Raw genomic sequence first — 19,278 nt, 5'->3', positions numbered from 1 at the left:
GTTCGCCATTCCGCTCGCTCGCATGCTCTAAACTGAGTTTCTCGGCATGCAGCTCGCCATTCCGCTGACTCGCACGCTCTAAGCCGAGTTTCTCGGCATCCAGCTCGGCTTTCCGCTCGCTCGTGCTCTCTAAGTCGAGTTTCTCGGTTTGTAGCTCAGCTTACCGCTCGCTCGTGCTCTCTAAGCCGAGTTTCTCGGTTTGCAGCTCGACTTACCGCTCGCTCGTGCTCTCTAAGCCGAGTTTCTCGGCATCCAGCTCGACATTCCGCTCGATCGCACTCAGTAAGCCGAGTAACTCGGCTTGCAGCCCAGCTTTCCTCTCGGCAAAAGTGTATCGTTACATGACGAAGGGGGCCCCATCTTGCGATTAATCGTGTGTCCCGACTGTTCGCTTGGGAACAGTCGCTTTTTATGTTTACAGTCATCCCGCAATATTCACCAGTTAACGCTAACGAAATGAAAGAAGTGGGTTACTTTTCCAAAACAGGTGTGATAGAGTGAAATGGTCCATTGGACGCTATAGCGTTGCTTGGCAGCAGTGTGGAGCGTGGAGATGGAGGAATTGCGAAAGGGGGCATGGCTGTACCTATGTCACTGGAATTGGATTTACCTCAAAATATAATAGCCGTCACCGCAAGTATTGTGGGCTGGACAATCGTATTGTGCTGGATCATTTTGCGATATCGCAAGCTGCAAGAGAAGCCTGCTATATGGAAAATGATTCTCGCCGCACTAGTGGGCATTCTCTCCATTTCAATCCATGTCTCTGTCTTCTCTACAGCCGTTAAGCTCTCGGTCGTGCCGATTGGCGTGCTGCTTGTATTCCTTTTTATGAGAAACGGCACCTGGAGCACGTATAGGCGGTTCGCATGGATCGGTTTCTTCTCCAGCTATATTCTTGTAGCGACTACCCTTCTTGGAAGCTGGCTGCATCAGACGGTATATGATAAGACCGATCCCGCCACTTATCTGGCGGATATACAGCAGGTGCAAGTCATCGGCATCCATCCTTCCGCCGGGCATATCGGCTGGGATCAGGCGATGTTCGAGAAGCGGCTTCCAGATCTGTTGCTAGAGCAGTCCTATAATACGTTAGACTGGTATTACGAATCGAGGCCGGCAGGTGAAACGATGCATGCAAGCGAGAAGTTTCCTTACGCCTTGCTCGGAGCCAAGCCGAGCTGGGGCAGCGGCTACGAGTCCGCCGTATTCCTCGAGTCTGACGGCAAAGGGCTGCTGATTCAGACCGCAGAGCGCCATTATTACTTCCGAAGTGAAGAACCTCTGGTGAAGTTGGAGGTGACAGCCCATGAGGATTAAAGCCGTTATTATTGCAGCAGTAGGAGTGGCAATTGTCGCTGTTGCAGCTGTTATCGGGTATTCCCAGTGGGAAGGCAAGCCGGGAGCGCTGCCCGATGAGCAGTATATGGTGAATGCCATTAATGAAACCTATAATCAAGGAAAGGTCGAGCAATTGGCTGCCGTTGATTTGCTGGATAGCAGGCATGCCTTCGTACCGTTTGTGTCGGAGTACGGAGAGTATGGGATGAGCTTCTGGAAGTGGGAGAAGCGGGCATGGAGACTTACTAGAGTGGACGACAACGGGATGCCGCATATATGGAAGCTTGACGAGAAGGATCCCCGCAAGCGCGTATTTGTCTATCATATCGATCCCAAGGATAAGATGGAGCAGCTTACCTTCTATCTGCTGCGCGACCGGAATGCGTACGGACATTATGATGACTTCTTCTATATACCGCGAATTCAGCTGGAGCTGCCGGTAACGCTAGCCGAACAAAATTACGGGGCCATTCGATTCCCGGAAGAGTGGGCACAGCTGATAGAGGCGGACCTGAAGCAGAGCAGAAGGCCCGTCAACGGCCTCTTCGGCATCATGTTCGGCACACAGCAGCGCTCCATGATGTATACGGGCTGGATTCCTGACTATTTCGAAGATAGGGTCCGTTCGAGCCGCGGATACTCCAAGAGCGGCGATGTGGATGTGGATTTTGTCCCCATTATGAATGAAAGCCAGCTTGAGCTCGCGCCGGAGCAGTCTGGTGAATAGCTCCCGTTGGTAAGCTAACTATTTATATACGATTTTCAAGCATAGGAGGAGAATGAGTAATGAAGATACGTATGCTGCAGGCAGGAGAACAGCCGCCGATGGATTTGCTTTTACTGGCTGATCCTTCCCGGAAGCTGGTGGAGCAATATGTGGGCAGAGGGCAATGCTTTGCCGGAGAGTCGGAGAGTGGCGTTATTGGTGTCTATGTTCTGCTGCCGACGAGACCGGATACGGTCGAGCTTGTGAATGTGGCGGTAGATGAGGGCTGTCACGGACAAGGATATGGCAAGCAGTTGGTGAACCATGCGATTGAGCAGGCTAGAATGGCGGGTTATAAGACGATCGAGATTGGCACCGGCAATTCAAGCGTCAGCCAGCTCGCGCTCTATCAGAAATGCGGGTTCAGAATAACGGGTGTCGACAGAGACTTCTTCATCCGGCATTATGAGGAAGCCATATTCGAGAACGGGATACAAGTCGTGGACATGATACGTCTGTCGCAAGACTTGTAGAGGAGCAACGGCCAGGGAGTCAAATGAGCTGAATAAACTGAAAAATCCCTTGCCGGCAAGGCGAAGGGACGGTCGGATATGATTCATGTGTGAGCCGCATGGTTATTGTTGTGGCGCTTCTGAATGCTGTGCACGCCCATAATAACGGCAATCAGCTCATAGCTGTCGAGCTCGCTGGCATAATTCTGAAGACGGAATGCCCCTGGCTGCAGCCAGCCGCTTACTTTCTGGAATGTAGCGACAGTCGTCTCCCGTTGGTCCAGAATGGCATAGTCCTGGGAGAAGGCAGGCGATTCTATCGTATAGAAGCCCCGGTGTCCCGCGTCATATTCATAACGCTTGCTGAATAAGGAGAACTTGGCACGCAGTGCGCCCAGCTCTTCGTCGGCCGCATTCGACACCTCCCATGTATTGCTCATGAATCGGAATTTGCCGGTGCAGGTCAGACTGGAGTCCCGTGCGAAGACGGATACAGAAGAGGTGAGCATACTCTCCAGGTCCAGCGTGCCGGCCGGATTCCCTCCACCATCCATAATATCCGTCTGGCCCGTGCTGAAGAATTGATCGCTAAAGTACAATTCCATCTCTTATCCGCTCCCTTCGGTTGCTAGTCTTATGGAATAGTACGCTTGGAGAAGGAAAGATGTTGCAAGAGAATGAACTAGAATCAGGAGGATTTTTTGATGGATGATTTTCGAGTATTTGCAAAAAGAGGCCGTATGGTCGCGCTTAGCTTTGCATCCTTGGTATTTGTGGCAATTGGCATTCTAATGGTTGCGTTGGCTTCTAAGGCGGATAATGCCGGCGAAGGGGTAATGCTGGCCGTGATTGGCGCGGTGAGCATCTTGTTCTTCGGCTTCTGTCTTTGGATATATATCCGCAAGCTGGTTGCGAATACGCCGCTGCTTATTCTGTCCGAAGAGGGCCTAACCGATCAGGCAAGCTATGGGTCCGCAGGCTTTATACGCTGGGAAGAGATTAGAGATATCGGAACGATGAGCATGGCGAATCAGCAATTTTTGTGTATTTTCACCCATGATCCCGACCTGATTGTGAACCGTATGACAGGGCTCCAGCGGATGCTGACGAGAATGAACAAAGGACTCAGCTCCGCGCAAGCGCATATCCCGCTGAAGCTGCTTCGCTGCCCGCTTCCTCAGCTGCTCGAGGAAATCGAGAAACGGGCGAAGCTGACGGAACGCTCTTCTAAGCAAACCCCATCAATCGTCTGACCTCATTCGCATTGTCTGTGCTCGTTAGCTTCTCAAGCAGCATGAATGCGACATCGAATGCGGTTGAAGGGTTGAAGGAAGTTATAATATTGCGGTCAACGACGATGCGCTCATCCGGAACAACCAGCGCTCCCATCTCCTTCAGCATAAGCTGGCGTTTTCGATTGTTGAGATTATACGTCGTTGCCCGCCTTCCCTCCAGAACTCCGCTTTTTCCGAACAGAAGCGCCCCGACGCAGATAGATGCCATCCATTTGCCTTGCCGGTCGAATTCACGAATAAAGTCCAGTACATCCTCCCGGAACGCATCTTCATAGAATCCGGCGGTTTCGAATCCGCCAGGCAAGGCGAGCGCATCGAATTCGCTTGCGCTCACGTCAGCCAGCAGCCTCTCCGGCTGTACGGTGAAGTTCCACGTACAACGCAGCTTCTCTCGCGTCCCCACTGTGATCACTTCGGTCGTGCCGTCTCCTTCCTCCAAATTCCATCCCAGCACATCGGTAAATACGCTTGCCTCAACGGCTTCGAAGCCGTTCGGCAGCAGCAGACAAATCTTGCTCATGAACGTCACTCCTTGAATGATGAATTAGTCCTGTTGAAAACATGATAGAATAGATAGAGATATTCGTAAAATTGAATGATTTGAACCATATATTCAGATTTTCTGAATTCTAAGAGGTGGAGAGAATGGACATTCGGCAATTCCAGACGTTCAAATCTGCGGCGGAACTAGGCAGCTTCACGAAAGCGGCTCAAGCTCTGCAATATTCCCAAGCGACCATTACCTCCCATATTCAGCAGCTGGAAGTGGAGCTTGGCTATCCGCTGTTCGACCGGCTCGGAAAGCGGGTTACGCTGACAGCTGCAGGCAAGGAGCTGTATCCATATGTGCTGGAGCTCCTGGGAGCGTATTCGAAGATTAAGCATATCTCCGATAGTGAGCATACCGTACGGGGCGAGCTTCGGATCGGAGCTTCCGAGACAATGACGGTCTATCAGCTGGGACCTGTCTTGTCGCAATTCAAGAGACTTTATCCCGATGTGACCTTATCGCTTCATAATGACAACTGCATGCCGCTTCGAGAGAAGCTGCATAGCGGAGAGCTGGATATTGCCGTGACGCTGGAGCCTATCGTTGAAGATGCCGGGCTGATTGCGATCCCATTCCTGGAGTCGCCGCTGGTATTCGTCGGGGGAAACCATCTGACTGGTTGCTCGGTAGAGGAAGTTCAGAGTGAATGCATCATTTTCAGCGAAAAAAACTGCTCGCTCCGCCGAACCTTCGAATCCTATATGGAGGACAAAGCCTGGACAGCCGGCAGCCATATGGAATTTACGAGCATGGAAGCGATGAAGCAATGCATCGTCAGCGGCCTGGGCATTAGCCTCATGCCCCGCATGAGCGTAGAGGGACTGCTGCGCGGCAAGGAGATGACGGCGCTTCGGTCTGACGATGCGCTGATGTTCTACGGACAAGTCTGTTATCACAAGAACAAATGGATATCCCGCGCTCATCAGGCTTTTATAGACATGGTGTTAGGGCGGCGGGAAGGCGTTAACAATTGAATATAATTGATCTTTCCGTACCTGTGGCCTGGGGGATATGGTAGGTTTAATCTATACATTTCGGTAGATATGGAGTGGGATTGATGAATATGCCATTGAAAGAGTGGGTTGCAGAAGCGGATATCATGAGCCTGCAATCCGCGATGGAGTCAGGCCGGATCAGCTCGGAGGAGCTGACAGCGGCATATATCGACCGGATCAGGGAGATCAATCCCCTTATTAACGCGGTGCTGGAGCTGAACCCGGACGCGATCACAATTGCCCGGTCGCTTGATGCGGAGCGGAAGGAGAGGGGGAGCCGGGGCAAGCTGCATGGCATTCCGATATTGCTCAAGGACAATATCGATACGGGCGACCGCATGCATACAAGCGCCGGCTCTGTCGCATTGGCGAATAGCCGGGCGGCGGAAGATGCCCATATTGCGGCTCGGCTGCGCGCCGCGGGGGCCGTACTGCTGGGGAAGACGAATATGACGGAATGGTCGAACTTTATGTCCAGTCGCATGCCGGCGGGCTACAGCTCGCGGGGCGGGCAGGTGCTTAATCCTTACGGCCCGGGCGAGATGTTCGTCAGCGGCTCCAGCTCCGGCTCGGCGGCAGCCGTCGCTGCAAGCCTTGCGGCAGCTGCGATCGGGACGGAGACGGCAGGCTCTATTGTAGGGCCTGCCGCACAGCATGCGCTGGTAGGCATCAAGCCGACGGTAGGGCTTGCAAGCAGATCGGGCATTATACCGATCTCGTACAATCAGGACACGCCGGGTCCGCTTGCTCGAACCGTAGAGGATGCGGCTATCCTGCTCGGCGCTATTGCGGGGCGGGATGAGCGTGATGCGCTCACGGCGGCTGGGGGAGAAGCGGCTGGCCTGGACTATACGGAATTCCTCGATTCTTCGTATGTGGCGCAAGCGAGAATCGGGATTCCGCGTCCGTACTATGAGCATCTGGACGAGGAACGCCTGGCGATCATGGAGGATGCCATTGCGGTGCTGAGGCGCGAAGGAGCAACGATCGTCGACCATATTCCTTTGCCTGTAGAATACAGCAATTGGAACCAAGGCGTCGTAGGATATGAGTTCAAGGAGGGCATTAACGCCTATTTGTCGCGGCTGGACGAATCCTCTCCCGTTCATTCCTTAACGGAGTTAATTGCCTATCATCGTGACCATTCGGAGCAAGCGCTGGCCTATGGGCAGGATACGCTGGAGGAGTCAGACGCTGCGGAAATGACAAAGGAACAATATGATCTGGAGCAGGCCACATACAAAGAGAGGGCGCGCCGTGAAGGCATCGAGCATCTGATGCGGCAGGAAGGGCTGGATGCGCTTCTTCTGCCTGGCGATGCGGACGGCAAATATATGGCTGCCCGAATGGGCTATCCGCTCGTATGCGTTCCGGCGGGATATTCGAAGAACGGCATAATCGATCCGGACGGCGATTCGACGAAAGGCCCGTTCGGCGTCATTTTCTCCGGGCCTGCCCTGAGCGAACCGACACTAATTAAGCTGGCATATGGATTCGAGCAGGCCACGCGCCATCGCATCCCGCCGAAGTTGCAGAAATGGATGTGAGCGCAATGAATCAAGTGTACGTTCTGCCGATCGCCTTCGAGAATAACGGGCAGCGGCAGACGATAACCCCCGTCATACTGCGGGATGAGCGCCATATGGTGCTCGTCGATTGCGGCTATCCCGGCTTTGTGCCGCTGCTGGAGGAAGCGGCAGGCCAGCAGGGCTTGTCGCTTCAGGATTTGACCCATATATTCGCGACTCACCACGATATGGACCATATTGGAGCGCTTGCGGAATTGCAGAGGGCATATCCGCAGGCGGAGACGGTTGCCTATGAGCTGGAGGCGCTGTATGTGGCCGGCAAGCGCAAGTCGCTCAGGCTGATCCAAGCCGAAGCCTCTCTCGACGGAATGCCGGAAGCGGAGAGACAGCATGCGGAAGGCTTTATCGCCTTTCTGAGAAGCATCGAGCCCGCCCTGGTGCACCGCACGGAGGCTGACGGCGCGCTGCTGCCGTGGTGCGGAGGGACGGAGCTTGTTCATACGCCAGGCCATATGCCGGGCCATGCCTCCTTATTCGTGAGGGAAAGCGGCACGATGATTGCGGGCGATGCGGTTGTCATCGAGGAGAACGGCAAGCTCGGCATTGCCAATCCGCAGTTCACGCTCGATATGGAAGCCGCTATAAGCTCAGTTGAACGCATGTTGACCTACCCGATCCGCGAGCTTGTCTGCTATCACGGCGGACTGTTCCATGGGGATGCCAGAGCTGCGCTGATTGAATTGCTGCAGGAGCATGGATTGGAGCAATCAGAATAAGGCTGGGCCAGCGGATTAGCGCTGCAGACCACATTCGTTTATGAGTTTTTTCTCATCGGCAGGGATGATTCATCCTTGGAAGGTTGGGTTAAGTAGGGATAGGAGACGCAGTGCTCCTTACTCTAAACCATCAATCAGGAGGAAATTCTCAATGAACAAACTCGCAAATAAACAAAGAATGACTAAGGTGCTGCTGACAGCTACAATGTGTGCAATTATGATCTTCACAGCCGCAGCCTGCAACAGCGACACGAACGGTACATCCAATAACCTGAACAATAACGCACCTGTTGTAACGGATGATCCGATTGTGACAGATCCTGTTGTGCCTGGTGACGCAGACCCTGTCGTTCCTGGCGACGCCGACGATACGGTGACGGAATAATTATAGATGATAACGCTGTAGCAACCTCCCTGAGAACAGGGAGGTTTTCTTCGTGGCCTGAGCGGGTGGAACGATATCGTATGGAACGTCATTCGAAGGACGAACGCAAAAAACCGCTTGAAGAGTGTGCGCTCTTCAAGCGGTATTTGCTGCCGCAAGCTCCTTTAGAAAAGAGGAAACACGAAGCGGACAAGGAAGTACAGGACGCCAAAGACAATGACAATGTATGCGGTATATTTGATAAGGGTAGATAAAACTTGGCTGGAGTCCGACTTTTTCTGAACATGCCGTTCTTCGATTTCCACGTTGCGCTGCGGAATATTGGTATTCATAACACTCCACTCCTTTATGAAAGGTATAGCTCTCCTTACCCGGGGATTGAACGGTTGAATCGGATAATGGCTGCCAAATTTTATGCTTGTACCGCTTGTTTCAAGCCGGTCGGATCGGGTTAAGAACAAACAAGCCGGCGAGCACAAATCGCCAGCAACCGGGAAAGGCGGTGATTCCTATGCTGGGATGGGCATTGATGTTTTTCATTTTCGCTCTAATAGCTGGAATCTTCGGATTCATGGGCATAGCTTCCGCTGCGGCGGGAATAGCCAAGGTACTATTCGTCATCTTTGTGGTCTTGTTCTTGGCTTCCCTGATTCTGGGCAGAAGAAAAGTCTGATGATATCCAAGGCAGTACATTAACGCATCACCACTAACCATACTTATTCAGGAGGGATTTATCATGAAAACAGCAAATACGGAGCAAACCAAAGTACGCACGGTTATGACACGCGACGAAGTGCAGGAGCAAGTGAGACAATTCCGCCATGAAGGCTACGCGGAGGATCGCATCTTTGTATTGACGCATGACAAGACGAGAACGAAGCGTCTGGCGGAGCGCACAGATGCGGAAGAAATCGGAGTAGCGGAGCAAGGTCTGGGCACATCGATTGCCAATATATTCCGATCGACGGGCGATGGCTTAAGAGCCAAGATGAGATCGCTTGGCGTCTCGAAGGAAGAAGCCGAGAGGCTGGAGGCTGCAATGGACCGCGATGCGATTGTTGTGATCGCTTGGGGCGGCAGAGAGTATTACGACGACGACTTCGATCGCGAAGTGTACTTCTACCCGTACCCTTATACGATGCATAACATGCCTCCGTACAAATAGGTTGAAATAGCCTGCCCGCAAGGGTAGGCTATTGCTATATACCTCTCTAGCAACTTGTCATAGGAGGACAACCCACTTGAGTATTATAATCGTAGACGACAATGTGACGAACCAGATGATTATAAGAACGATATTAAGCAAGGAAGGTTATTCCGATCTGCGCATCGCTTCATCCGCCAAGCAATTGTTCGGCATGCTGCATCTTGATTCCGAATGCCGTGCCGAGGAGCCGGTTGATCTCATCCTGCTGGATATGATGATGCCGGAAATCGACGGGCTTGAAGCTTGCCGCAGAATTCAGGCGGATACCCGTTACCGCGATGTGCCGATTATATTCGTAACTGCGGTCGGCGATTCCCTTAAGCTGGCGGAGGCGCTTGACGCGGGCGCGACCGATTATGTCATGAAGCCGATCAACAAGCTGGAGCTGATGGCCCGCATTCGTTCCGCGCTTCGCCTGAAGCATGAGAAGGATTGGCATAAGGAGCGGGACAAGCGCATTCGCTATGAGCTGGAGCTGGCCAAGCAAGTGCAGCGCAGCGTGCTGAGCTCGCCGATTCAGAATGAGCAGATCAGCATTGTAGCCGATTATCGGCCTTCCTTCGAGCTGGCGGGCGACTACTATGCATGGTTCCGCATCGACCGGGACAGGTACGCGGTTATTTTGCTGGATATGATGGGACATGGCATTTCGTCATCGCTCGTCTGTATGTTCATCTCGTCCGTTCTGAAGGACATGATGCTGCGCATTACCGATCCGGAGGAAGTGATTCTGGAGCTGAACCGGTATATGGGGCAGCTCTATCGCTCCGATGAGCTGATGAATTATTATTTTACGGCTGTGTTTGTTCTGATCGATACAGCGAAGCATACGGTCGAATACGTCAATGCGGGCCATCCGCCCGGCCTTGTCGTCACGGACGATTCGCTGGCGATGCTGAATCCCAGCGGACCGGCTATCGGCTTGTTCGAGCATATCCGCGTAAGCAAAGGCATGATTCCGTATAAGCCGGGAACGGTAATTGCGCTCTATACGGACGGACTGCTGGAAGCAATGGGCGATGGGGACGACGATGCGCTTGTGGCGCGTCTGGCAGAGGGAGTGCGCAAGAGTCTTGGCGCAGGGCCGGGCGAAGTAGTGGAAGGCCTGATCCAAAGCGAAGACGGCACCAGCAGGCAGCGCGATGATATTTGCTTGCTGCAGATTACGCTCAAGTAGTACTGAACCCCATGTTTCAAATGACAGAGAATGGTTTATACATGATCATAGGAACCTTGAAGGCTAAGTGAAGCATAAGCATCCATAGCGGGAGGGAGTTCATCATGAAAGCGATCATTCTATATGTCTTTATAATAGCAAGTGTAATTGCAACGGGGCTACAGTCGCCAGAGCAAACGGCTGATGCGCAGCTGTCAGTGAAGAGTGTTGCTGCACCATTGATCATTATGCCGGCATTATATGAGCCTAGCGGGTCGTTGAACCACGCGGAGGAAGTATCGATGTACTTGGAGGCGGAGCACGCAGAGCCGCAGCCGGCAGCAGAGAGCGACGCCGCTTCGCATCACGATCTTGAGCTGAATAGCGTTAACGGAATCAGCCTGTATGACAGCCCTGAGGCTGTCGTATCCAAGCTGGGCGAGCCGGCCGGCAAATCGGTAGATGAGATATGGGGCGATCTGACGGTATATCAATATCCGGATGTAGAGGTTGCCTTTTACGGTGAGTTTATTCAGTACGTCAATATTGAGGCGGATAAAGAGCTGCAGGTGGACGGGGAGACATTGTCCATTACAGAATCCGCCCTGACGGAAGCGTTCGGGCAGCCGGATTATACGGCCGAGGACGGCATCGTATTCCAGCGGGATGATGCGGTGCTGAAGCTGTTCCTCGATGAGGAGACGCATGAGCCGCAATATGTAAGCTACTACCATATCGCAACGGTATAACTTGTCTAATGGGGATTCAATTGATAGGATCAATATAAGGTCAAATAGAGCGGAGTGAATAGGAAGAATGAAAATGGAACCTTTTCGTATGGAACAACAAGAGACGAACGGACAGTTCGTATTAAAGCTTGGCGGGGAGCTCGATCTGGCTGTCGTTCCTCAATTGCAGGCGGCAGTAGAGCCTTATCTGAGACGAACGGATCTGGCTATGGTTCTGGATTTGGAGGGGCTGAAGTATATCGACAGCACAGGCATCGGCATTATTGTCTCCATTCTGAAGACAAGGGATAGCGTGAATGCGCCATTCTATGTGCGGCATATCCCGCCGACTGTCCGGAGGTTATTCGATATGACGGGATTGTCCGGCTACTTGAAGGAAGAGGCAGGGGCATGAAGGCTGTACGTTTGCAAATACCGGCAGATGCGGACTACATCGACTTGGTTCGGAATAACCTCCTGGGCGTTGCGACCAAGCTGGGTTTTTCATTCGAGGAGATTGAAGATATGAAGGTAGCGGTATCCGAAGCTTGCAGCAATGCGGTGCTGCATGGCGCGAAGGAGGAGACTGGCGGCGTAATCGATGTGTCCTTCGAATTCGACACTGCTGGTCTGGTTATTCGCGTTGTGAACTACGGCGTTCCCTTTGCGTATTCCGATGCGCGGAAGGCAGCTTCAGGCATTCAGGGCAACCATCCCAGCGAGCTGCGCGTAGGCGGCCTCGGCATCTATCTGATGGAAGCATTGATGGATGAAGTGGAGATGAGTTCCGATGAGCAGAGGACGGAAGTACGGCTCATGAAATACCGGGGATGAACATAAGAGCTTCTGTGCCTTAGCAACGGATGGAATGCAGAGCTTGCTATCATAGATAAACAATAAGAAATGGCGTGTCGCTACCGTTAGCGACACGCCATTTTTGATGGATAAGGCGATGGGATCTGCCTACAGCTTGCGGAAGATTCTTTCTTCCGGCGCATATTCAGCGAATTTGGCTTTGTAAGGGGACAGGAAGGATTCCTTCCCTCCCAGCGCCAGGAAGCCGTTCGGCGCCAGACTTTCCGTTAGTACGCGATGCACCCTGCTTTGAAGCTCGGGATCAAAGTAAATGAGCACGTTGCGGCACAGGATGACGTGAAATTCGTTAAAGGAGCCGTCTGTCGCCAGATTATGCTCCGCGAACATCATATGCCCCTTAATCTCAGGCTGGAAGAAAGCATAGGAATGATCCGTCTTATAATAAGCGGAAAACTCGCGCGTGCCGCCTGCCTGCAAGTAATTGCGCGTATAGGCTTGCATCCGCTTGAGCGGGAATTTTCCTTGCTTGGCCTGTTCAATAGCCGACTTGCTCATGTCCGTCGCATAGATGATGGAGCGTTCCAGCAGTCCTTCCTCCTGCAGCAGGATCGCCATGGAGTAGACTTCCTCGCCAGTAGCGCATCCGGCATGCCATATGCGCAGCTCATCATGCGCCTTCAGATGCGGGACGACCTTCTGGCGGAAGGACAGGAAAAACTCCGGGTCGCGGAACATCTCCGTCACCTTGATCGAGAAGTCTTCGAGCAGCTTCTCAAGGAAGCCTTCCTCATGCAGGACTTTGCCCAGTAGAGCTGAAATGGTCGGGAGCTTCTCCAGATTCATCCGGTGCCGCACTCTTCTGCGCAGGGAAGAGCGCAAGTAATTGCGGAAGTCAAAGCCTCTTAGCCGGTACATAGCCTCCAGCAGCAAATCCAGCTCAAGCTCTTCAATCTCTCCATAGTCAGACGCTTCTTCATCCATATCCCGCAACGATCCGCCGTGACGCAACACGCCATCATCCACCATGTTAATGTTCCACCTGCTTTGTCAGCCAGACCCTCATGAGCGAGAACAGCTGCTCCATCTGGATTGGCTTGCTTATATAGTCGGACGCGCCGGCTGCCAGGCAGCTCTCTTGGTCGCTCTTCATGGCTTTGGCCGTCAGGGCGATAATTGGCGTGTTTTTCATCAGCGGATGCTTCTTGAGCGCCTTGGTCGTCTCGAAGCCGTCCATAACAGGCATCATAATATCCATAAGCACCAGATCATAGCTGGAATCGGTATCGACGATCTCCAGACATTCCTGCCCATTGCGGGCAACGGTAACTTCAAGTCCTTTGGTCTCCAGCGCTCTGACAATAGCGAAGACGTTGCGCGCATCGTCCTCTACAAGCAGCACCCGCTTATTCTGGAAGGCGGAATCTTCATCGGAGCTCTCCGGTTCTTCTGCGTTCGAAATCGAGGAATCGGGCTCTGGGACGGAGACATCTGCAACAGGCACAGCGTGCTCGCTCGGCCTGGACGGCGCTCCGATTGGAGCGGCTGCGGCGACTTCCAGCAAGGCCTGGTTCAGCTCCAATTGCGCTTCATTAATCTCATACGGCAAATACAGGGTAAAGGTGCTTCCCTTATGCAGCTCGCTGTCCACGACGATGCAGCCGCCCAGCAGATGGGCAAATTCGCTGCAGATCGATAAGCCGAGCCCTGTGCCGCCATAGATGCGGTTCGTATTGCCGTCGACTTGCTGGAATGCGTCGAAGATAAGATCCTGCTTGTCCTTCGGTATGCCGATTCCGGTATCGATCACGGAGAAGGCGATGAAGCCTTCCGCTTGCGCATCCGGCATGCGCTCTTCGATAATGGACGGATCAGCCAGATGAAGCTTCAGCGTTACCGTACCGCTTTCGGTAAATTTGAAGGCATTGGACAGCAGGTTTTTCAGAATTTGCTGCAGGCGTTGGCCGTCAGTCCGGATGATCTGCGGCAACTCGGACTGCTGCTCGATCAGGAAGGACAGCCCTTTCTTATCGGCGACAGGGTCGAAGCTGAGCTTCAGCATTTCCGGAACCTCGGACACATTCACTTCATCCACGACAAGGTCGATCTTGCCTGCTTCAATCTTGGACAAATCGAGAATGTCGTCAATCAATGTCAGCAAGTCGTTGCCGGAGGAGTGGATAACGCGGGCGTAGCCTTCCTCCTCGGGAGTAAGTGATTTGCTGTCGTTCTCGTACAGCATTTGGGACAGGATGAGAATGCTGTTAAGCGGCGTGCGCAGCTCGTGGGACATATTCGCCAGGAAGTTGGTTTTGTACTGCGCGCTCTGCCTCAGCTTCTCTGCATAGTCCTCCAGCTCGGCCTTGGCTTGCTCCAGCTCCTTCGTCTTCTGCTCCGCATACAGATTCTGCTCCTCCAGATGCTCGGTCGTCATGCGCATCTCTTCCTGCTGCATCTGCAGCTCTTCGGATTGCGCTTGCAGCTCCTCCGTCTGGGCCTGCAGCTCCTCTGTCATAGCTTGGGACTCGCCGAGCAGCCGCTCGACCTCCATGCGACCTGCCACGTTGTCGATGGCGACGCCGAAGTGCTCTTCAATTGACTCCAGCAGCTTCAGATGCTGGGCAAGGAACGGGTCAAGCGACGCAAATTCGATGACGGCGATGACCTTGCTCTCGAATTCCACCGGAATGACCAGCACGCTTCGCGGCTGCAGCTCCGTCAGGCCTGTCGTGATGCTCGCCTTGTATTGCTCAGGCTGATTAAGCAGGAACGGGCGCTTGTCCTGAGCGCACTGGCCGACCAGGCCTTCGCCGAAGCGGAAGCTGCTCTTCGCCTGCTCGTCACCGGATGAGGCGTAGGCTGCGACCTTGTCCAGGCGCAGCTGCTCGCCGGCTCCTCTGCGGTAGTAAAAGACGCCGTAGGAGGCGCCAATCATCGGCGCGACCTTGCTCAGGAAAGAAGAAGCAAGCTCCTTCAGATCGTTCACTCCATGGTTCATGGTCGCCACATCGGCGACATGCGTCTGCACCCAGGACTGGGACTCCAGGCTCTCGAGCAGCACGTTGGTTGCGTCGGCCAAGTCCCGAATTTCGTCCTTGGAATTCACTTTAATCCGTTTCGTCAGATCGCCTCTGGAATCGGCGATTTCGTTAATCGTAGAAGAAACTTGGCGTATCGTGCGCACGATAGCATTGGATACGTAAGCAACGATAAAGAACGAGACGACTGCGACGGCAATGAGGATGCCGATCAGGCTGAGCGTAAGCAGCTCGTTCCGTTTCTCAAGCTCTCCGATATATATGCGGTTGGTATCGAGATGCTTCAGGCGCAGCTGCTCTAGCTGATCGCGCAGCTGGTCGACGTCTTCTTTGCCCGAATCGGTTTTGTAATAATCGATGATGGCTTCGGTTTGATTTTCCCGCTTGAGTGCGATGGTCGGTTCCCCGGAGGTCTCGATCCAGTGCTGAATCGTGGCCCGGATATTATCGAGATCCCTCCGCTTATCGACATCATCGTTAAAGTAGCCGCTGAGGCGGTTCAGATTGTCCTCCCACTCCGCCTTGCTTTCCGTGTACGGCTTCAAGTAATTCTCGTCGCCAGTCAGCAGATAGCCCCGCTGGCTCGTCTCCATGCTGATAACGTTGTACCGGATGCTCGTAATCAGATTATGAATTTCCATATCTCTTGATGTGATGGTCTCAATCTCGTTCTGCAGCGATTGAATTCGCTCGGATACGATAACGACTGCTGCGCCAAGACAGCAAATGATGAGAATATAGCCAACCGCGATCTTGAAGCGGATGCTTATGTTGCGTGGCGTAAGCATGACAGCCTCCTTCTTGTGCAGGACTTGTATCTGAATCTGGATGCCCGTACTCTGTGTGAGCCTTTTCTTTCTACTATTATAGCATGCCGGGCCCAATCGGAAAAATTTGAGCGATTCCGCTATTCGCCGTTTCAACCTTAGCCGCGCAGGGTAATACGGGAGAAAGGATAGTTGGAAAGGGGCCGTGTTCCTATGAGTCTAGTTGTGGAAATCTGTATCGTAGTGGTTGCAATAGCTGCGGTCGTCATGCTCTTCGCTGCATTCAAAACGCTGAAGCTGGCGGGAGCGGCGATTGAGGACGCGAAAAAAACGCTGGGCGATCTGAGAGGCGAAATCTTGCAAATCACGCATGACGCCCGCGAGGTTGTCCGCAATACGAATGCCGTAACGGTGGATGCGCAGAAAAAAATGCAGGAACTTGACGCATTATTTTCCAGCGTCAAGGAGATTGGCCAAGCGACTCATGTGGTGACGCAATCGGTCAAGGAAGCCGCTGCAGGAGCGGCTTCGAAGGTGAAACGGACGAGCCGGGATATTGGGAGGCCGGAGGGCGGCACGATCGCCGCGATTGCGGACGGCATCGCTTCGTCCATCCGAATATGGAACCGTCTAAGGCAGAATTAAGCTATAATTGAAAGTGCGAGAAAGGATCGTGAAGCATGAATCCGTTACCTATTATTATACGTATTCCGGCGAGAGCCGATTATCTGGACATTGTCAGAGCCGCTTTGTTCGCGATTGCCAGCAAGGCCGGGTTCTCTTATGAGGCTATTGAAGATATGAAGGTTGCTGTCACCGAGGCGTGCACGAATGCGATTCGGCATGCCTATGAGGAAGGCTTCGGCGGAATGGTCGAGCTGTCCTTCCTGTGGGATGAGCAAGTGCTGAGCATTACGGTCAAGGATGATGGAAGAGGGAACGTGGTTAGAGCCGCGCACAGCGCAGCGCCTTCCGTGCTGCACCAGTCGCCGATTGCGGATGTTGCGGTCGGCGGACTGGGCATCTTCTTGATGGAGGCTCTGATGGATGAGGTTCACGTACGCTCCGAGAATGGTACGGAGGTTGTACTCATTAAGCGCATGAGCAGAAACGAGGAGATGGTATGACTGGACAATCCTCGGGATTGACGCCGGAGCACGCATTGATGCTTATGGAGCGTTATCGTCTGCATGAGTGCAATGAGAGCGCGACGCAGCTCCTTCTTCATTATGAATCCATCGTTCGGATGGCGGCAGGCAAGCTGTCCAGGAGCAGACCCGATCTGTACGAGGATCTGTTCCAGGTGGGACAGATGTCGATGCTCCGGCTGTTCAAGCAATTTGACTCGGAGAAGGGCATTCCGTTCGAAGGCTATGCGATGAAGAGCGTGATCGGCCATCTGAAAAATTTTTTGCGGGACAAATCCTGGTACATCCAGGTGCCGCGCCGCATTAAGGAGAAAGGCCTGCTGCTGCAAAAGGCGATCGACGACCTGACGGTCAAGCTAGGCCGCTCCCCCAAGATTGAGGATATTGCGGAGGTTCTGGAGCTGAGCGTCGAAGAGACCATTGAAGTGATGACATCGCGCGAGGCGTATCAATATGTATCGCTGGATATGCCGTTGTCCTCGGAAGGGGAGAGCGCGGCTACGGTCGGCGATATGATTGCCGGGGAAGCTGACGGCTTCCAAGCGCTTGAGGGCCGGATGGACCTCAGAGAGGCGTTCGGCCGCTTGAAGGAGCAGGAGCAGCATGTGCTGACCCTTGTCTACACGCACGGCTTGTCGCAGCGCGATGTGGCCGAGCGGCTGGGCGTCTCGCAAATGAGTGTCTCCCGCATCCAGAGACGGGCGATCGAGCGGTTGAAAACGCTCTTAGCCGACGATGATGAGGAGGGTGGGAGTTAAGGCTGGCTGATGCTGCCGGCCGGAATCCGCCTCTGCCAAGATAGAATAGCCTGTAAGCCATAAGGATGGCTTGCAGGCTATTTTGCTTTGCGGAATGATTCGCTGGGGACTATATCGCAGCAGGAGAGATCGGACATAGCATATGGATGGGCAAGCAGACACAAGAAGAGGAGCGCCTTGACGGCGCTCCTTCTTCATTGGGATGATCTATTATTGAGCCGGATCGGGTGTGCGTCCCTTGCTCTTGACCTCGGAATTGGTAGGCATTTGATCCATTTCCTTGCCAAGCTTTTTGATGTCCTCCTCTGTAGGAGCCATCGAATTAACATCGGCTTTGACGCCTTCTACAGCGGCCTGGGCGCTTTCTTTTGCCTGCTCGCTTACGCTGGTCACCATCTCTTTGGTATGCGTGCCTACGCTCGCTGCAAGCTCCTTGGCGCATTGACCGATCGACTGGAGCTGATTTCCGATATCCGCACGAAGCTGTTGGCCTGACTTCGGCGCAAACAGCAGGGCTGTAATCGCGCCTACCGCCCCTCCTACCAATGCTCCGACGACAACTCCGCTAGTGGATGTGTTTTTGGACATAGTGCATCTCTCCTTCGAATCTATTGGGCCATACGAATCTGTATATCGCCTCTTAAGGGTTTATTAACCCGATTCGCGGAGTACGAAACAAAAAAAAGCCGTCCCGCGCATTAGTATGGCGGGAACGGCTGTATGGGCGTTACTTAATGACGCCGCAGGCGATGCGTGCGCCGGAATTGCCGGAAGGGTCGGTGACGTAGTCGTCCCCCTTCTCGTGAATGACAAGCGACGTGCCGCCTTCTTTGCTCAGAGTATTTGGCTTGCCCGGCAATAAGGTAACCGTCTCGCTTTCCAGCATGGCGGTGACTGTGCCGTCTTCCTTCACTTTAATATTCGGCAGATCGCCGGCATGGAAGCCCTTCGGGTTTTTGAAGCCATGCTGCTTATGCTGCGGATTGAAGTGGTCGCCTGCCGACTTGAATTCCGGCGGCTCGCACTTGCCTTCGGCATGGATGTGAATGGCGTGTACGCCTGGAGTCAGGCCTTTTGCTTCCAGCTGAATCATTACTTTGCCCCCTTGCTGCTTCAATTGGGCGCTGCCGATCTCCTCGCCTTTAGTGTTCACAATGGTGACCGACTGCTCCGCAGGAGCGTTGCCTTCCTCCGCGCTGGCGATGGCTGCTGTCTGGACAAGCAGCAGCACAGTAAGGAGCATCATCATTTTTTTCATGGGTTCCTCCTGAAGTATGGACATGTAAATTTAACCGTCGCTCGAACGGCAATAGCTTTAGGATGTGCTTAAATATGGAAATTATTCCTTGGGTGGGATTGATGTGAGAAAGTGAACTTACTTATCTGTCCGAGAACCGTTAGGCAGTCTATGAAATTTGTACGATTAATTAAAGTGGTCAAAGAAATTACAATATTATTGTGTGTGAGACCTTTTTCAAGATTATTCATTTGTCATTGGAAATTTTAAAAATATGTTTAATGATTGCAATATAAGTGAAAAAAATAGGAAATCATCACCATTCAATTAGCTTTAA

24 protein-coding genes are annotated in these 19,278 nt (G+C 53.1%); 17 read left to right on the top strand and 7 right to left on the bottom strand.

Translation table 11 applies throughout. The features are described 5' to 3' along the window. The first annotated feature begins 588 nt into the window (after window positions 1-588). The 3 genes from D3P09_RS16340 to D3P09_RS16330 are packed head-to-tail and all read left to right on the top strand — an operon-like array spanning window position 589 to window position 2,580. Window positions 589-1,320, top strand: a complete 732-nt coding sequence (locus D3P09_RS16340) for a hypothetical protein (RefSeq protein ID WP_120112102.1) — start codon at window positions 589-591, stop codon at window positions 1,318-1,320. After that, complete coding sequence (locus D3P09_RS16335; RefSeq protein WP_120112099.1) at window positions 1,310-2,068, top strand: hypothetical protein; 759 nt, start codon at window positions 1,310-1,312, stop codon at window positions 2,066-2,068. Before D3P09_RS16340 ends, D3P09_RS16335 begins: the two co-directional genes overlap by 11 nt. A gap of 59 nt (window positions 2,069-2,127) precedes the next feature. Next, window positions 2,128-2,580: a GNAT family N-acetyltransferase gene (locus D3P09_RS16330; protein ID WP_120112097.1), complete on the top strand. Its 453-nt coding sequence runs from the start codon at window positions 2,128-2,130 to the stop codon at window positions 2,578-2,580. 83 nt (window positions 2,581-2,663) lie between these two features. Here the strand turns inward: D3P09_RS16330 and D3P09_RS16325 are convergent, their stop codons facing one another. After that, the gene (locus D3P09_RS16325; protein ID WP_120112094.1) at window positions 2,664-3,164 is read right to left on the bottom strand and encodes an LURP-one-related/scramblase family protein; all 501 of its coding nucleotides are present in this window, start codon (window positions 3,162-3,164) and stop codon (window positions 2,664-2,666) included. 99 nt (window positions 3,165-3,263) lie between these two features. Between D3P09_RS16325 and D3P09_RS16320 the strand changes: the two genes are divergently transcribed. Beyond that, a complete protein-coding gene (locus tag D3P09_RS16320) occupies window positions 3,264-3,812 on the top strand; it encodes an STM3941 family protein (protein WP_120112092.1) in 549 nt (182 codons plus the stop codon). Here the strand turns inward: D3P09_RS16320 and D3P09_RS16315 are convergent. After that, complete coding sequence (locus D3P09_RS16315; RefSeq protein WP_120112089.1) at window positions 3,787-4,374, bottom strand: DJ-1/PfpI family protein; 588 nt, start codon at window positions 4,372-4,374, stop codon at window positions 3,787-3,789. The genes D3P09_RS16320 and D3P09_RS16315 overlap by 26 nt on opposite strands. A 125-nt stretch (window positions 4,375-4,499) precedes the next feature. Here D3P09_RS16315 and D3P09_RS16310 point away from each other — a divergent pair, with 125 nt between their 5' ends. From D3P09_RS16310 to D3P09_RS16295, 4 genes are all read left to right on the top strand, one after another. After that, window positions 4,500-5,378: a LysR family transcriptional regulator gene (locus D3P09_RS16310; RefSeq protein ID WP_120112087.1), complete on the top strand. Its 879-nt coding sequence runs from the start codon at window positions 4,500-4,502 to the stop codon at window positions 5,376-5,378. Between the two features lie 83 nt (window positions 5,379-5,461). Next, window positions 5,462-6,946: an amidase family protein gene (locus tag D3P09_RS16305; protein WP_120112085.1), complete on the top strand. Its 1,485-nt coding sequence runs from the start codon at window positions 5,462-5,464 to the stop codon at window positions 6,944-6,946. Window positions 6,947-6,951: 5 nt separating this feature from the next. Further along, entirely contained in the window at window positions 6,952-7,704 is a 753-nt protein-coding gene (locus tag D3P09_RS16300) for an MBL fold metallo-hydrolase (RefSeq protein WP_120112525.1), read from the top strand. A 151-nt stretch (window positions 7,705-7,855) separates the two neighbouring features. After that, complete coding sequence (locus tag D3P09_RS16295) at window positions 7,856-8,089, top strand: hypothetical protein (RefSeq protein ID WP_120112082.1); 234 nt, start codon at window positions 7,856-7,858, stop codon at window positions 8,087-8,089. Between the two features lie 164 nt (window positions 8,090-8,253). Here the strand turns inward: D3P09_RS16295 and D3P09_RS27730 are convergent, their stop codons facing one another. Next, window positions 8,254-8,421 carry a hypothetical protein gene (locus D3P09_RS27730; protein ID WP_165867467.1) on the bottom strand — a complete coding sequence of 56 codons (168 nt, stop codon included), beginning with the start codon at window positions 8,419-8,421 and terminating at the stop codon, window positions 8,254-8,256. A gap of 179 nt (window positions 8,422-8,600) precedes the next feature. Between D3P09_RS27730 and D3P09_RS16290 the strand changes: the two genes are divergently transcribed. From D3P09_RS16290 to D3P09_RS16265, 6 genes are all read left to right on the top strand, one after another. Further along, window positions 8,601-8,762 (top strand): DUF1328 domain-containing protein, encoded by a 162-nt coding sequence (locus D3P09_RS16290; protein ID WP_120112080.1) that lies wholly within the window; start codon window positions 8,601-8,603, stop codon window positions 8,760-8,762. Window positions 8,763-8,825: 63 nt separating this feature from the next. After that, complete coding sequence (locus D3P09_RS16285) at window positions 8,826-9,254, top strand: YflT domain-containing protein (protein WP_120112077.1); 429 nt, start codon at window positions 8,826-8,828, stop codon at window positions 9,252-9,254. Between the two features lie 76 nt (window positions 9,255-9,330). Then, window positions 9,331-10,473, top strand: coding sequence for a SpoIIE family protein phosphatase (locus D3P09_RS16280; RefSeq protein WP_120112074.1), 1,143 nt, complete (start codon window positions 9,331-9,333; stop codon window positions 10,471-10,473). Between the two features lie 104 nt (window positions 10,474-10,577). Then, entirely contained in the window at window positions 10,578-11,201 is a 624-nt protein-coding gene (locus D3P09_RS16275) for a hypothetical protein (RefSeq protein ID WP_120112072.1), read from the top strand. A gap of 73 nt (window positions 11,202-11,274) precedes the next feature. Next, on the top strand, window positions 11,275-11,595 hold the full coding sequence (locus D3P09_RS16270; protein ID WP_341538293.1) for an STAS domain-containing protein: 321 nt from the start codon (window positions 11,275-11,277) through the stop codon (window positions 11,593-11,595). Continuing rightward, the gene (locus D3P09_RS16265) at window positions 11,592-12,014 is read left to right on the top strand and encodes an ATP-binding protein (RefSeq protein WP_120112068.1); all 423 of its coding nucleotides are present in this window, start codon (window positions 11,592-11,594) and stop codon (window positions 12,012-12,014) included. Before D3P09_RS16270 ends, D3P09_RS16265 begins: the two co-directional genes overlap by 4 nt. A gap of 129 nt (window positions 12,015-12,143) precedes the next feature. On the opposite strand, the gene D3P09_RS16260 is transcribed toward D3P09_RS16265, so the two are convergent. Then, entirely contained in the window at window positions 12,144-12,977 is an 834-nt protein-coding gene (locus D3P09_RS16260) for a CheR family methyltransferase (protein ID WP_120112523.1), read from the bottom strand. A gap of 46 nt (window positions 12,978-13,023) precedes the next feature. Then, entirely contained in the window at window positions 13,024-15,819 is a 2,796-nt protein-coding gene (locus tag D3P09_RS16255; RefSeq protein ID WP_120112066.1) for a response regulator, read from the bottom strand. 192 nt (window positions 15,820-16,011) lie between these two features. On the opposite strand from D3P09_RS16255, the gene D3P09_RS16250 reads away from it, so the two are divergent. From D3P09_RS16250 to D3P09_RS16240, 3 genes are read left to right on the top strand one after another with little or no spacing between them, the layout of a single operon-like run. Further along, window positions 16,012-16,443, top strand: coding sequence for a DUF948 domain-containing protein (locus tag D3P09_RS16250; RefSeq protein WP_120112063.1), 432 nt, complete (start codon window positions 16,012-16,014; stop codon window positions 16,441-16,443). 35 nt (window positions 16,444-16,478) lie between these two features. Then, window positions 16,479-16,925, top strand: coding sequence for an anti-sigma B factor RsbW (gene rsbW, locus D3P09_RS16245; RefSeq protein ID WP_120112060.1), 447 nt, complete (start codon window positions 16,479-16,481; stop codon window positions 16,923-16,925). After that, entirely contained in the window at window positions 16,922-17,704 is a 783-nt protein-coding gene (locus D3P09_RS16240; protein WP_120112058.1) for a sigma-70 family RNA polymerase sigma factor, read from the top strand. The genes rsbW and D3P09_RS16240 overlap by 4 nt, the downstream gene beginning before the upstream one ends. A gap of 210 nt (window positions 17,705-17,914) precedes the next feature. On the opposite strand, the gene D3P09_RS16235 is transcribed toward D3P09_RS16240, so the two are convergent. Both D3P09_RS16235 and D3P09_RS16230 read right to left on the bottom strand, forming a co-directional pair. Continuing rightward, a complete protein-coding gene (locus D3P09_RS16235) occupies window positions 17,915-18,292 on the bottom strand; it encodes a YtxH domain-containing protein (protein WP_120112056.1) in 378 nt (125 codons plus the stop codon). 139 nt (window positions 18,293-18,431) lie between these two features. Beyond that, on the bottom strand, window positions 18,432-18,962 hold the full coding sequence (locus D3P09_RS16230; RefSeq protein ID WP_120112054.1) for a superoxide dismutase family protein: 531 nt from the start codon (window positions 18,960-18,962) through the stop codon (window positions 18,432-18,434). Window positions 18,963-19,278: the final 316 nt, after the last annotated feature.

The organism is Paenibacillus pinisoli (assembly GCF_003605435.1).
GTDB lineage: Bacteria > Bacillota > Bacilli > Paenibacillales > Paenibacillaceae > Pristimantibacillus > Pristimantibacillus pinisoli.
Note: the sequence above shows the minus strand (reverse complement) of the source record. Positions and strands in the feature narration are given on the sequence as shown.

Coding starts and splice junctions, on each gene's coding strand:
- D3P09_RS16275 (WP_120112072.1), top strand. CDS start 10,578: ATGAAAGCGATCATTCTATATGTCTTTATAATAGCAAGTGTAATTGCA.
- D3P09_RS16330 (WP_120112097.1), top strand. CDS start 2,128: ATGAAGATACGTATGCTGCAGGCAGGAGAACAGCCGCCGATGGATTTG.
- D3P09_RS16260 (WP_120112523.1), bottom strand. CDS start 12,977: ATGGATGAAGAAGCGTCTGACTATGGAGAGATTGAAGAGCTTGAGCTG.
- D3P09_RS16240 (WP_120112058.1), top strand. CDS start 16,922: ATGACTGGACAATCCTCGGGATTGACGCCGGAGCACGCATTGATGCTT.
- D3P09_RS16270 (WP_341538293.1), top strand. CDS start 11,275: ATGGAACCTTTTCGTATGGAACAACAAGAGACGAACGGACAGTTCGTA.
- D3P09_RS16335 (WP_120112099.1), top strand. CDS start 1,310: ATGAGGATTAAAGCCGTTATTATTGCAGCAGTAGGAGTGGCAATTGTC.
- D3P09_RS16320 (WP_120112092.1), top strand. CDS start 3,264: ATGGATGATTTTCGAGTATTTGCAAAAAGAGGCCGTATGGTCGCGCTT.
- rsbW (WP_120112060.1), top strand. CDS start 16,479: ATGAATCCGTTACCTATTATTATACGTATTCCGGCGAGAGCCGATTAT.
- D3P09_RS16310 (WP_120112087.1), top strand. CDS start 4,500: ATGGACATTCGGCAATTCCAGACGTTCAAATCTGCGGCGGAACTAGGC.
- D3P09_RS27730 (WP_165867467.1), bottom strand. CDS start 8,421: ATGAATACCAATATTCCGCAGCGCAACGTGGAAATCGAAGAACGGCAT.
- D3P09_RS16285 (WP_120112077.1), top strand. CDS start 8,826: ATGAAAACAGCAAATACGGAGCAAACCAAAGTACGCACGGTTATGACA.
- D3P09_RS16325 (WP_120112094.1), bottom strand. CDS start 3,164: ATGGAATTGTACTTTAGCGATCAATTCTTCAGCACGGGCCAGACGGAT.
- D3P09_RS16255 (WP_120112066.1), bottom strand. CDS start 15,819: ATGCTTACGCCACGCAACATAAGCATCCGCTTCAAGATCGCGGTTGGC.
- D3P09_RS16230 (WP_120112054.1), bottom strand. CDS start 18,962: ATGAAAAAAATGATGATGCTCCTTACTGTGCTGCTGCTTGTCCAGACA.
- D3P09_RS16340 (WP_120112102.1), top strand. CDS start 589: ATGTCACTGGAATTGGATTTACCTCAAAATATAATAGCCGTCACCGCA.
- D3P09_RS16315 (WP_120112089.1), bottom strand. CDS start 4,374: ATGAGCAAGATTTGTCTGCTGCTGCCGAACGGCTTCGAAGCCGTTGAG.
- D3P09_RS16265 (WP_120112068.1), top strand. CDS start 11,592: ATGAAGGCTGTACGTTTGCAAATACCGGCAGATGCGGACTACATCGAC.
- D3P09_RS16235 (WP_120112056.1), bottom strand. CDS start 18,292: ATGTCCAAAAACACATCCACTAGCGGAGTTGTCGTCGGAGCATTGGTA.
- D3P09_RS16290 (WP_120112080.1), top strand. CDS start 8,601: ATGCTGGGATGGGCATTGATGTTTTTCATTTTCGCTCTAATAGCTGGA.
- D3P09_RS16300 (WP_120112525.1), top strand. CDS start 6,952: ATGAATCAAGTGTACGTTCTGCCGATCGCCTTCGAGAATAACGGGCAG.
- D3P09_RS16305 (WP_120112085.1), top strand. CDS start 5,462: ATGAATATGCCATTGAAAGAGTGGGTTGCAGAAGCGGATATCATGAGC.
- D3P09_RS16295 (WP_120112082.1), top strand. CDS start 7,856: ATGAACAAACTCGCAAATAAACAAAGAATGACTAAGGTGCTGCTGACA.
- D3P09_RS16250 (WP_120112063.1), top strand. CDS start 16,012: ATGAGTCTAGTTGTGGAAATCTGTATCGTAGTGGTTGCAATAGCTGCG.